Raw genomic sequence first — 12,623 nt, forward strand, 5'->3', positions numbered from 1 at the left:
TTGCTGACCCTCATGTCCTATCGTTAGAAATGCGCGCAGCATACATGCAATACAGAAACAACCAATAGGACTTTGTTAATCAAATCCTGAAGTAGGAGGAATAATGAAACATCCACTCCAGCATGCCTTGGGGATGGTTGAGCGCGCAGTATTGGCCCTTGCCGACGGCAGCATTTTCCACGGTGTCGCGATTGGCGCCGCCGGCAGCACCAAGGGCGAAGTCGTGTTCAACACGGCCATGAGCGGCTACCAGGAGATCCTGAGCGATCCCAGCTACAGCCGCCAGATTGTCACGCTGACTTACCCGCACATCGGCAACACGGGCGTGAACCGGGAAGACGGCGAATCTCCACGCATTCACGCGGCAGGCCTGATCATCAAGGACCTGCCGCTGCTGGCCTCCAACTTCCGCAGCGAGCTGACCTTGCCGGCGTGGCTGCGCGAGCAGGGCGTTGTGGCGATTGCCGGCATCGATACCCGCAAGCTGACCCGTATCCTGCGCGACAAGGGCGCACAGGCCGGCGCCATCCTGACCGGCGGCCATGCCGGGCTGGCGTTGTCGTTGGCGCGCGATTTCCCCGGCTTGTCGGGTATGGACCTGGCGAAGACCGTCACCACGCCGCAAGCCTACGAGTGGCACGAAACCGAATGGCGTCTGGGCCAGGGCCACGGACGCCAGCTGGCGCCGCGTTTCCACGTGGTGGCATACGACTTTGGCGTGAAGGCGAATATCCTGCGCATGCTGGCCGAACGCGGCTGCCGCGTGACCGTGCTGCCCGCGCAAGCCGGCGCCGCGGCGGCGCTGGCACTGAAGCCGGACGGCATCTTCCTGTCCAATGGCCCCGGCGATCCTCAGCCCTGCGATTACGCCATCGAAGCGGCGCGCGAGCTGATTGAACGCGGCCTGCCGACCTTCGGCATTTGCCTCGGCCATCAGATCATGGGGCTGGCCTCCGGTGCACGCACCGTGAAGATGAAGTTCGGCCACCATGGCGCCAACCATCCGGTACAGGAAGTCGAAACGGGCCGGGTGATGATCACCTCCCAGAACCATGGCTTTGCGGTCGATGCGCACTCGCTGCCCGCCAACTGCAAGGTCACCCACATCTCGCTGTTTGATGGTTCGCTGCAGGGTTTTGCACGTACCGACCGTCCGGCATTCTGCTTCCAGGGCCATCCTGAAGCCTCGCCCGGTCCGCACGACCTGGCGCCATTGTTCGACCGCTTCATCAGCCTGATGGAAGGAGCCCGCCATGCCTAAGCGCAGCGATATTCAACGCATTCTCATTATCGGCGCCGGCCCCATCGTGATTGGCCAGGCATGCGAATTCGATTACTCCGGCGCGCAAGCCTGCAAGGCGCTGCGCGAAGAAGGCTTCCAGGTCATTCTGGTAAATAGCAATCCGGCCACCATCATGACCGACCCCGGCATGGCCGACGTCACGTACATCGAGCCGATTACCTGGGAAACCGTGGCGCGCATCATCGAGAAAGAGCGTCCGCAGGCCGTGCTGCCGACGATGGGCGGCCAGACGGCACTGAACTGCGCGCTGGACCTGCATCGCCACGGCGTGCTGGAACGCTTTGGCGTCGAGCTGATCGGCGCCACGCCGGAGGCCATCGACCGCGCTGAGGACCGCGCCAAATTCAAGGAAGCGATGACCCGCATCGGCCTGTCGTCCGCCCGCTCGGGCGTGGCGCACAGCATGGCGGAGGCCTGGGCGGAGCAGGCCAAGCTGGGCTTCCCGGTCATTATTCGTCCCTCGTTCACGATGGGCGGCAGTGGTGGAGGCATCGCCTACAACGCGGAAGAATTCAATGCCATCTGCCTGCGCGGCCTGGAGCTGTCGCCAACCAGCGAGCTGCTGATTGAAGAATCGCTGCTGGGCTGGAAAGAATATGAAATGGAGGTGGTGCGCGACCGCAAGGATAACTGCATCATCGTCTGCTCCATCGAAAACCTGGACCCAATGGGTGTCCACACCGGCGACTCCATCACGGTCGCGCCGGCCCAAACGCTGACGGACAAGGAATACCAGATCATGCGCAATGCCTCGCTGGCTGTGCTGCGCGAGATCGGCGTGGACACGGGTGGTTCCAATGTCCAGTTTGCGCTGAACCCGACAAATGGCCGCATGATCGTGATCGAGATGAACCCGCGTGTGTCGCGTTCCTCCGCACTGGCATCCAAGGCAACCGGCTTCCCGATTGCCCGCGTGGCCGCCAAGCTGGCCGTCGGTTTCACGCTGGACGAGCTTCAGAACGATATCACCGGCGGCGCCACGCCCGCATCGTTTGAGCCATCGATCGATTATGTGGTCACCAAAGTGCCGCGCTTCGCGTTCGAGAAATTCCCCGGCGCGGATGACCGCCTGACCACGCAAATGAAATCGGTGGGCGAGGTGATGGCCATGGGGCGCACCTTCCAGGAGTCATTCCAGAAGGCCTTGCGGGGCCTGGATATCGGCGTAGATGGCTTGCGCCGCAATCTCACGGGCCGCGAAGTGATCGCTCAGGAGTTGAGCCAGCCCGGTCCGCAGCGCATCTGGTATGTCGGCGATGCTTTCGCGCAGGGCTTGTCGCTGAAAGAAGTGCATGCGCTGTCCCGTATCGATCCCTGGTTCCTGGCGCAGATTCAGGATCTGGTGGAAGTCGAGGAGTGGGTGGCCGAGCAAGCGCTGGCCGAGCTTGACCGCGACATCATGCGCCGCCTGAAGGAGCAAGGCTTCGGCGACCGCCGCATCGCAGCGCTGGTCGGCGTCACGGAACGCGAAGTGCGCGAGCATCGCCATGCGCTCGGCTTGCGTCCTGTCTACAAGCGGGTGGATACCTGCGCCGGCGAATTCGCGACGCGCACCGCCTATATGTACTCGACATACGACGATGAATGCGAGGCCGCGCCGACCGATCGCCGGAAAATCATGGTGCTGGGCGGTGGCCCGAATCGCATCGGCCAGGGCATTGAATTCGACTACTGCTGCGTGCATGCCGCGCTGGCGATGCGTGAGGATGGCTATGAAACCATCATGGTCAACTGCAATCCGGAGACTGTGTCGACCGACTACGACACCTCGGATCGCCTTTACTTCGAATCGCTGACCCTGGAGGACGTGCTGGAAATCGTCCACCTCGAAAAGCCTGCCGGCGTGATCGTGCAGTACGGCGGCCAGACGCCGCTCAAGCTGGCACTGGAGCTGGAAGCCAACGGTGTGCCCATCATCGGCACTTCGCCGGACATGATCGACGCCGCCGAAGACCGCGAGCGCTTCCAGAAGCTGCTGCACGAACTGGACTTGCGCCAGCCGCCCAACCGCACCGCACGCACGGAGGCGGATGCCGTGCGCATGGCCGAGGAAATCGGCTATCCGCTGGTGGTGCGCCCATCCTATGTGCTGGGTGGCCGCGCCATGGAAATCGTGCATGAACAGGCAGACCTGGAGCGCTATATGCGCGAGGCGGTCAAGGTGTCCAATGATTCGCCCGTGCTGCTGGACCGCTTCCTGGACGATGCCATTGAAGTTGATGTGGACTGCGTCAGCGACGGTAAGGATGTGGTGATCGGCGGCGTGATGGAACACGTTGAGCAGGCCGGCATCCACTCCGGCGACTCCGCCTGTTGCCTGCCGCCATACTCGCTGGCCGACGCCACAGTGGCCGAAATCAAGCGCCAGACCGGGCGCCTGGCGCGTGGTCTGCACGTGGTTGGCCTGATGAACGTGCAGTTTGCCGTGCAGCGTCAGCGCATGGATGGCCGCCTGCATGACCGTATCTTCGTGCTGGAAGTGAATCCGCGGGCCTCGCGCACGGTACCTTTCGTGTCCAAGGCAACGGGACGCCAGCTGGCCAAGGTGGCAGCGCGCTGCATGGCGGGCCAGTCGCTGGCGGAGCAGGGCGTTCATGCCGAGGTGGTTCCGCCTTACTACAGCGTGAAGGAGTCCGTTCTGCCGTTCGCGAAGTTCCCCGGTGTGGACTGCATTCTTGGCCCCGAAATGAAATCGACCGGAGAAGTAATGGGCACTGGCGCCACGTTTGGCGAAGCGTTTTTGAAAGCCGAACTGGGTGCGGGCGTACGTCTGCCAAGCCAGGGCTATGTTTATCTGAGTGTACGCCGCTCCGATCAGGCGCGCGCCGTGGCGCTGGCGCGCGGCCTGCACGAAGCTGGTTTTACGCTGTGCGCCAGCGAAGTGACGGCGCTGGTCATCGGCGCGGGTGAAGTGCCTGTCAGCGCCATCGACGAGGAAACGCTGCTCGGTATGCTGGCCCTGCGCGAGATTGCCATGGCTGTAATGACCGTGGATGAGCGCCGCACGGCGATCGCCCAGTCACGCAAGGCGCGCATCGCCGCTCTGGCATCCGGCGCTGTCGTAATGACCACCATCGCTGCTGCGGAAGCGGCCAGCGAGGCGATTCGCCATCTGGGCCGCTGCGAAGTGCTGTCGCTGCAGGAGCTGCACGGGGGGGAAGGCGTGCTGCGCGTACGCGGTGGCCGGGGCGAGCCTCAGGAACGCGATTACGCTGCCGCTGCGATCGAGTTGCCGGAGCGCCGCGCACGTCCGCGCCAGCGCAGCGTGGGCGTGAAGCCGTTGAAACTGTTCATCCGGCAGCCGTTCACGGAGTCGGATGATCGCGAGCAGCGCATGATCGCGGAAATCCTGTCCATGATCGACACCGCCAATGGACTGCCGCATGCCTTCGAATACCTGACCGGAACCCAGGCCGAAAGCGCCGATACCTTCCGCCAGTCCTTCGAACGCAGGCAAGGCATGCCTTTCACGCCGAAGAATTTCCGCGGCCACCGGCTGGCATTGCTGGACGAGGCGGATGCTTTGATCAATATCCGCGTCGGCATGAGCGAGAGCAGCGCCTTCGAGCTGAGCTACCACATCTTCAAAGGCCGCCGCACGCCGATCCTCTTCCTGGTGTGGAAAGGCGCTCCGATCAAGACCACGCTGCTGCGCGAACTGGATGATCTGTGCGACGTGACTTATATCGAATTCGACGAAGTGTCAGAGCTGCGCGGCGGCCTGCATCGCTTCTTCAACACCATTTCACATGAAGGAGCATGAAATGTTCGCTAACCTGAAAATCAAAACCCTCGTGATCGGCGTGCTAGGTTTGCTGATCGGCCTGATGCTGGCGATCGGCGTACTGGGTATCGTCAGCGCCGATCGTTCCATCGCTCTCGTCAAGGATGTCACGCTGGTTGACCAGCACAATATTACCGAGCGCAATGCCATCCGGCTGGACATGGAAACTGGCCGCAGCCAGATCCTGCAAGCCTTGCAGCACAACCCGGACCTGGGCTGGGCCAAGCTGCACGACCATCCGCTGACCGCTCACTTCAATATCGTGAATGAGGTGACGGACCGCGTGGGTAAGCGCTGGGAGACTTATTTCTCCGCGATCACCTCGCCGGAAGAAAAGAAGCTGGCGGAAGACTGGTACGCAAAGAGCCAGGGCCTGGGCATCGAGCATATCCGCAAGGCAGCGGACGCCATCAGGGACAATCGCTGGGACGACGCTGAGACGGTGCTGATCAAGAATATCAACCCGTCGTACCGCGTTGGCGATGTGGCGCTGAAGACGCTCTCGGAGTTCAGCGACAAGGCTGCGAAGGCCAATGAAGCCGCTGTCTCCAGCCGTCTGGAGAACACTGCGACTACCGTGATCGTCGTGCTGGTGCTGGGCGTGATCGCCGGTGCGGTGATCGGCGCCTTCCTGGTGAACGCGATTTCCCGTCCGCTGGATCAGGCAATGGATGTCGCGAACCGTGTGGCGGAAGGTGATCTGAAAGGCAGCGTGGGCACCTATCGCAATAATGAATTCGGCGCGCTGCTCAAGGCACTGGACAAGATGAAGAACAATCTGGCGTCCATCGTGTTGGAAGTGCGCCATGGCAGCGACACGATTTCCAGCGCATCCAGCCAGATCGCGGCGGGCAATATGGACTTGTCCCAGCGCTCCGGCGAACAGGCGGCATCGCTGGAAGAAACCGCTGCGTCGATGGAAGAACTGACCGGCACCGTGAAGCAGAACGCGGATAACGCCCGCCAGGCCAACCAGCTGGCCGTGTCGGCATCGCAGGTGGCGATTCGCGGCGGTGATGTGGTGGCGCAGGTGGTGGACACCATGGGCTCCATCAACGAGTCGTCGCAGAAGATCAAGGACATCATTGGCGTGATCGATGGCATCGCGTTCCAGACCAATATCCTGGCGTTGAACGCTGCAGTCGAAGCGGCACGCGCCGGTGAACAGGGCCGTGGCTTTGCCGTGGTGGCGTCCGAAGTGCGCAACCTGGCGCAGCGCTCGGCAGGCGCTGCGAAAGAGATCAAGGCGCTGATTGACGATTCGGTGGGTAAGGTGGACAGCGGCGCCAAGCTGGTTGACCAGGCCGGCACAACCATGAAGGAAATCGTCACCAGCATTCAGCGCGTGACCGACATCATGGGCGAGATCACATCCGCCACGCTGGAGCAGACCTCGGGCCTGGAACAGATCAACAACGCGATCGTGGAAATGGATTCGATCACCCAGCAGAACGTGGGCCTGGTCGAAGATGCCGCGTCGGCGGCGGGCGCCCTGCAGGAACAGGCAGGCAGCCTGCAGCGCATCGTCAGCGTGTTCCAGCTGGATCAGGTGCACGACAGCGCCGAGAGCGCAGCGCGGGCCGCGATTCAGGCCGCGCGCAGCAAGCCGGCGCCCAAGGCTCCGGTGCGTAAACTGGCTGCTTCGGCGCGTCCTGCCAATCCTGCGCCGTTCAAGCCAGCCCAGAAAAAGGCCGTGGTGAACGGCCCGAATACGGAGTGGGAAGAGTTCTGATTAAACGGCCATCGGCGCCGTGATCGGCGCGTGATGCTGGTAGCCTTCCATCGTGAAGTCGGAAGGCTCGACCTTTTCCAGCCACTCGGGTTCGTATTTGCCGGTCTGCGCGAAGTCCGGCACGCGGTCCGAGATCTTCAGTTGTGGCAGAGGGAATGGTTCACGCGTGAGCTGTTCCTTCACCATCTCCAGGTGGTTCTCGTAAATGTGCGCGTCGCCGATGAAGTAGCTGAACCAGCGCGGCGTGTAGCCAGTCAGGCGGCCTACCAGTGCAAGCAGGGCCGCACCTTCGGCGATGTTGAACGGTGTACCCAGGCCGATGTCGTTGCTGCGCACGTAGAGGCAGAGCGAGATTTCCCTGGTCGTTGCGTTCGGGATGAACTGGTACAGCAGGTGGCAGGCGGGCAGGGCTACCTGGTCCAGCACGGCTGGATTCCAGCCGTGGAACAGGATGCGGCGGCTGCCTGGGTTGTTGATGATGGTGTCCAGGCATTCGCGCAGCTGGTCGACGGCCTTGTACAGCAGGACTTTTTTCACGCCGTCTTCCTCCAACGGCGCGACTTCGCGGAATCCGTTACGCTTGGCGTCGGCGATCTGCTCTCCCTGATCGGCGTTCAGCAGCTTGTAGCCGGGCCACTGGCGCCATTGCACGCCGTAGACCGGTCCGAGGTCGTCCAGGCCTTTGCGGTATGGGTTGGCCAGCCATTGAGCGTTCTCATTCGCGTTCTGGTCCCAGACCTTGCAGCCGAGCGCGCGAAAGTCTGCTGCGCTGCGCGAGGCGCGCATGAAGGCGCACAGTTCACCGACCACCGACTTGAACGCCAGCTTTTTGGTCGTTACGGCGGGGAAGCCATCTTTCAGGTCGAAACGCATCATCGCGCCCGGCACGCTCAAAGTGCGAATGCCGGTGCGGTTGTCCTGCCAGCTGCCTTGTTCGAGGACGGTTCGGATCAGTTCCTGGTATTGCTGCATTTCTTTGTCTCTCCGTATTCAGATTCTTTGGATGCCTGCGGTTCCTCGCGCCTCGCTTAGCGCTTCGAGCCGCGTCCGCCGGTTTTTCCGCCGCCCTGGCGTACAGCCTTGCCTGCGGCCTTTGCGGCGGATTTCGCACCGCGTCCAGCCACCACGATCACGTTACCCTTGCCCGCGCCGCGTGCATCTCCTCCACCAGTACCGCGCGCACCACCAGCGCCGCGCGCATCTCCACCGCCAGCACTGCGCGCGCCACCAGCATTGCGTCCAGCGCTCCGCGTCGCTGCGCTGCGTCCTTCGTTGCCTGGCTGCTGGCGACCTTCGCCGCGCGGCGTCCCGCGGCGCTTGGGTTCCGGCTCATCGTACGTTCCCAGCGAGCCGTATCCGCCCGCCGGTCGCGGCGCCTCAGCTGCCTCGCTTCGCCCAACAGGAGCCGTTGCGCCACGGCCGCCGCGCGCGTCCGGCGGCGACTTGCCGCCTGTGCGTCCTGCGCGGTGCGCCTCCGAGTCAACTGCACCGCTCGCACCACGACCGCCTCGGGCGTCGGGCGCTGGCGTGCCACCTTTGCTGCCCGTAACACGTCCTGCAGGGCCGCCCTTGGTGCTTGGGCCTGCGCCCCGCTCTGCCGAGCTGCCGCGGCGCGATTGGGACGCCGGACCGGCTGGCGTGCCTGATGGCGTTGGCTTGCCTGCGCGCGCGTCTGGCTTGCTGGCGGCCTGGGTTGGCGCGCCGGTCGAAGGGACGCGATGGTCCGCTTCGAAACCTGGCTCCTCCAGGCGCTGGAAGACCTGCTTCGTCAGCGTTTCGACTGCGCGCAGCAGCTCGACTTCGTCCGCGCAGACAAGCGAAATGGCTTCGCCCTCGGCGCCGGCGCGGCCGGTGCGGCCAATGCGGTGCACATAGTCTTCGGCCACGGTCGGCAAATCAAAATTGACGACCAGCGGCAGCGCTTCGATGTCCAGGCCGCGGGCGGCAACGTCGGTGGCGACCAGCACCTGCACTTCGCGGGCCTTGAGGCGTTCGAGCGCCTTCAGACGGGCAGGCTGCGGCTTGTCTCCGTGGATCGAATCGGCAGCTATGCCTGCGGCCTTCAGCAGAGACACCAGCGCCTCCACACCCTTGCGCGTTTTGACGAACACCAGCAAATGCGACCAGCCGAGCTTCTGCAGCAAGTGCAGGAACAGTTCAGGCTTCGCTTTCTTATCGGTCGTGTAGACCAGCTGGCGCACGGTACGCGCGGCTGTATTCGGCGCGCTGGCCTGCACCGACAAAGGATCGGACAACAGCTGCTTGGCCATCGCGCGGATCGCATCCGAGAATGTGGCCGAGAACAGCAAAGTCTGACGCCGTGCGGGGAGGGCGGCGAAGACCGCGTCCAGATCGTGCGCGAAGCCCAGATCAAGCATGCGGTCCGCCTCGTCCAGTACCAGCGTTTGCAGCTGGGCGAGCGACAAAGCGCCCTGGCGCAGCAGATCGAGCAGGCGGCCCGGCGTTGCAACCAGCACGTCCACACCTTTGCGCAGCTTGGTAATCTGCGGCTCAATCGGCACGCCGCCATAAGCCACGGCAAAGCGCAGCGGGACATTGCGTCCGTAAGCGCGGAAGCTCTCGTGCACCTGCTCGGCCAGCTCGCGCGTCGGCACCAGCACCAGGCTGCGTGCTGCGCCAGGGCTGGCGGCGCCCTCCATCGTCAGGCGCTGCAGCAAGGGCAGGGCGAAAGCTGCGGTCTTGCCGGTGCCGGTCTGCGCGGCGGCCATCAGGTCGCGGCCCGCAAGAACAGCGGGAATGGCCTGCTTCTGCACGGGCGTTGGTGTTGCATAACCCAGCGACTCCAGCGTGCCAAGCAACGCGTCGATCAATTTCAGCGAAGCGAAACTCATAGTGCATCGCTCCATACAGTCAGCGCGTTGCGCACGGCTTCATCGCTCAGATTCAACATATTCTCGCCAACATACCACTCGATAAAACTATGATCCGGCAGCAGCGAGTGGCTGGCGCGGTTGAACAGCCAGATACCGTGCTTCTCCGCGATCTCGTTGCGAAGGTCCAGCACCCGCTGGCGGCTGATGGCCATATGCAGATGCAGCATATTCGCCTGCGGCCGCGCCGGATTCGGCACTAGTGCGGGGAAATCGCGCAGCGTATCGAACAGCCATTGCGTGCGGCGGAAGTAATCCGGCATCGCGGCCAGACGTGCATCGAACTGCATGGCTGCCGCAACCACATAAGGCGAACGATGAATCACATTGCCGCCCTGGCGTCGGAACCATTCCTGCGCCTTGGCGACAAACGCGCGGCTACCCAGCAGCATGGCGCCACCCAGGCCGCCAATGCCCTTGTACAGCGACACGTACACGGAATCAAAACCTGCCGCAATCTCGTGCAGCGGACGGCCATAATACGCCGCTACTTCCCACAAGCGCGCGCCATCCATGTGCAAATGGATGCCTTGTTCGCGGCAGTAAGCCTTGATCGCCTCCAGCTCGTCCCAAGACGGCACCTGGCCGCCCATCTCGCGTGCGGGCAGCTCCAGCGACACGGCGCCCAGCTTGTCCGGCAGCGACTTCAGTTCATCGAGCGAGAAAGGACGATGCAGGTCGCCCAATTGCAGCGCATCGAAATGTCCCAGCAGCTGATGGTTGCCGCGTTCATGCTTGAAGATATGGGCGGTCGGATGCAGCGCCACGATGCGGCTGCCGCGCTCCATGCAGGCCAGGCGCAGCGCCGTCACCTGGGTCATGGTGCCGGTAATGCAGAAAGTCGAAGCTTCAAAGCCCAGCAGATCCGCAATCTTGCGTTCAAAGGATTGCAGCAGCTCGCCCTCGCCATACACATCGTGCTGAACTTCATTCTGTTCGCACCACGACGCCATCGCCGCAAACATGGCGGCAGGTGTAGGTTGCGGATGACCCGGCAGGACGGTATGGCAGCGCTGGCGCAGTTCGGCGTCGGTCACAGGCAATCCTCCCTTAGTGGGTCACTTGGACGTTATGGAACTGCAGGGCCGCGAGGTTGGCGTAGATGCCACCCAGTGCCACCAGGGACTGGTGTGTGCCCGTTTCGACGATCTTGCCGTCTTCCATAACGATGATGCGGTCCGCGCGCTGAACGGTTGCGAGGCGGTGCGCGATGATCAGAGTGGTGCGGCCTTCCATCGCCACTTCCAGAGCCCCTTGCACCAGGCGCTCGGATTCAGCATCCAGCGCGCTGGTCGCTTCGTCCAGCAGCAGTAATGGAGGATTCTTCAACAGCGCGCGGGCAATCGCGATGCGCTGACGCTGGCCACCGGACAGGCGCACACCGCGCTCGCCGAGGAAGGACCTGTAGCCGTTCGGCAGACGCTCGATGAACTCGTGGGCTGCGGCCATGCGCGCGGCGGCAATCACTTCCTGGTCGGTTGCATCGGCGCGGCCGTAGCGGATATTCTCCATCGCATCGGCCGAGAAGATCACCGTATCCTGCGGCACGATGCCGATGGCGTCGCGCAGGGTATGCAGATCGAGCTGTTTGATATCCACGCCATCCAGACGGATAGTGCCCAGCTGCGGATCGTAAAAGCGCAGCAGCAGCTGGAACAGGGTGGTCTTGCCTGCGCCCGATGGACCCACCACGGCCACGGTTTCACCCGGCTTGATGTCCAGCGACAGCTGCGACAGGGCGGCCGTATCCGGACGCGAAGGATAGGAGAAGATCACGTCCTGCAAACTCAATGCTGCACCATTGGCCGCGCGCGGCGGGAGCGCCAGCGCATGTTGAGGATTCTGTATTTCGGACTTCACGGACAGCAGTTCCAGCAGGCGTTCCGTGGCGCCGGCAGCGCGCTGCGCCTCGCCCATCACCTCGGACAAGGCGCCAATTGCGCCCGCCACGATGGACGCGTACAGAATGAACTGGCCCAGATCGCCGCCCGTCATGGTGCCTTCCAGAACCGCGTGCGCGCCCAGCCACAGCACAAACACGATGGTGCCGAACACCAGCACAATCGCCAGCGCGGTCAGGAAAGCGCGCGCCTGAATGCGGCGCATGGCGGTAACAAAAGCGCCTTCGATGGACGCACCGAATCGCTTGCTTTCCATGTTTTCGTGCGTGAAGGCTTGCACGGTCGGCATGGCATTCAGAATTTCGCCGGCCATGGCTGAAGCATCGGCAATTCGGTCCTGGGAATCGCGCGACAGCTTGCGCACGCGGCGGCCGAACATCACGATCGGCAGCACGGTGAGCACGAGCAGGCCAATAATGATGGACGACAGCTTGACGCTGGTCACAAACAGCATGCCCAGACCACCGAGGAACAGCAGCACGTTGCGCAGCGCCATCGAGATACTGGTGCCGACGACCGATTGAATCAGCGTCGTATCGGTTGTGATGCGTGACAGGACCTCGCCGGTCTGCGTCGTCTCGAAGAATTCAGGGCTTTGCTGAACCACGTGGGCATACACCGCGCTGCGGATATCGGCTGTAACGCGCTCGCCCAGCCAGGACACCGAATAAAAACGCGCCGCCGTCGCCAGCGCCAGGATGGTCGCCACCGCGAACAGCGCCAGGAACACCATATTCACATTGCGCGCGCTGCTGATGCCCGCGTGGGTGCCGAAGCCCAGGTCGATCATCTGCTTGAAGGCATAGGGAATGGCCAGCGTCGAACCGGCGGCAACCACGAGCGCGATGCCGGCGACGATGAAGCGGTTGCGATAGGGCTTGAGGAAAGGGGCCAGGCCCTTTAGCGCAGCCAGACTGCCTTTTTTCAGTTCGCGCGCTTCGGTCTGCGGATTGCCTGCGGTGCTGGCGGTGCTCGTCGTGCTGGTGCTCATCGTGTTGGCAGTATTCTTCGT

General features: G+C 63.1%; 7 protein-coding genes. 3 read left to right on the top strand and 4 right to left on the bottom strand.

Annotation, left to right across the window (positions count from 1 at the left end):
• Positions 1-133 precede the first annotated feature (133 nt).
• The 3 genes from carA to AB4Z19_RS05900 are packed head-to-tail and all read left to right on the top strand — an operon-like array spanning position 134 to position 6,819.
• On the top strand, positions 134-1,261 hold the full coding sequence (carA, locus tag AB4Z19_RS05890; protein ID WP_442034924.1) for a glutamine-hydrolyzing carbamoyl-phosphate synthase small subunit: 1,128 nt from the start codon (positions 134-136) through the stop codon (positions 1,259-1,261).
• Entirely contained in the window at positions 1,254-5,066 is a 3,813-nt protein-coding gene (gene carB / locus AB4Z19_RS05895; protein WP_442034641.1) for a carbamoyl-phosphate synthase large subunit, read from the top strand. The genes carA and carB overlap by 8 nt, the downstream gene beginning before the upstream one ends.
• A 1-nt stretch (position 5,067) precedes the next feature.
• Positions 5,068-6,819 carry a methyl-accepting chemotaxis protein gene (locus AB4Z19_RS05900; protein ID WP_442034643.1) on the top strand — a complete coding sequence of 584 codons (1,752 nt, stop codon included), beginning with the start codon at positions 5,068-5,070 and terminating at the stop codon, positions 6,817-6,819.
• Here AB4Z19_RS05900 and AB4Z19_RS05905 read toward each other — a convergent pair whose 3' ends face one another.
• Genes AB4Z19_RS05905 through AB4Z19_RS05920 form a run of 4 tightly spaced genes read right to left on the bottom strand, consistent with a single transcriptional unit; the run spans position 6,820 to position 12,602 of the window.
• Positions 6,820-7,791 (bottom strand): thymidylate synthase, encoded by a 972-nt coding sequence (locus AB4Z19_RS05905; RefSeq protein WP_442023381.1) that lies wholly within the window; start codon positions 7,789-7,791, stop codon positions 6,820-6,822.
• A gap of 56 nt (positions 7,792-7,847) precedes the next feature.
• Entirely contained in the window at positions 7,848-9,671 is a 1,824-nt protein-coding gene (locus AB4Z19_RS05910) for a DEAD/DEAH box helicase (RefSeq protein WP_442023382.1), read from the bottom strand.
• Positions 9,668-10,747, bottom strand: a complete 1,080-nt coding sequence (locus AB4Z19_RS05915; protein WP_442023384.1) for a threonine aldolase family protein — start codon at positions 10,745-10,747, stop codon at positions 9,668-9,670. The genes AB4Z19_RS05910 and AB4Z19_RS05915 overlap by 4 nt, the downstream gene beginning before the upstream one ends.
• A 13-nt stretch (positions 10,748-10,760) precedes the next feature.
• The gene (locus AB4Z19_RS05920) at positions 10,761-12,602 is read right to left on the bottom strand and encodes an ABC transporter transmembrane domain-containing protein (protein WP_442034926.1); all 1,842 of its coding nucleotides are present in this window, start codon (positions 12,600-12,602) and stop codon (positions 10,761-10,763) included.
• Positions 12,603-12,623 lie beyond the last annotated feature (21 nt).

The organism is Pseudoduganella sp. RAF19 (genome assembly GCF_052114165.1).
GTDB lineage: Bacteria > Pseudomonadota > Gammaproteobacteria > Burkholderiales > Burkholderiaceae_D > Rugamonas.

What these genes read in the sequence shown, in the direction of transcription:
- carA (WP_442034924.1), top strand. Translation starts at nt 134, where the DNA reads ATGGTTGAGCGCGCAGTATTGGCCCTTGCCGACGGCAGCATTTTCCAC.
- carB (WP_442034641.1), top strand. Translation starts at nt 1,254, where the DNA reads ATGCCTAAGCGCAGCGATATTCAACGCATTCTCATTATCGGCGCCGGC.
- AB4Z19_RS05900 (WP_442034643.1), top strand. Translation starts at nt 5,068, where the DNA reads ATGTTCGCTAACCTGAAAATCAAAACCCTCGTGATCGGCGTGCTAGGT.
- AB4Z19_RS05905 (WP_442023381.1), bottom strand. Translation starts at nt 7,791, where the DNA reads ATGCAGCAATACCAGGAACTGATCCGAACCGTCCTCGAACAAGGCAGC.
- AB4Z19_RS05910 (WP_442023382.1), bottom strand. Translation starts at nt 9,671, where the DNA reads ATGAGTTTCGCTTCGCTGAAATTGATCGACGCGTTGCTTGGCACGCTG.
- AB4Z19_RS05920 (WP_442034926.1), bottom strand. Translation starts at nt 12,602, where the DNA reads ATGAGCACCAGCACGACGAGCACCGCCAGCACCGCAGGCAATCCGCAG.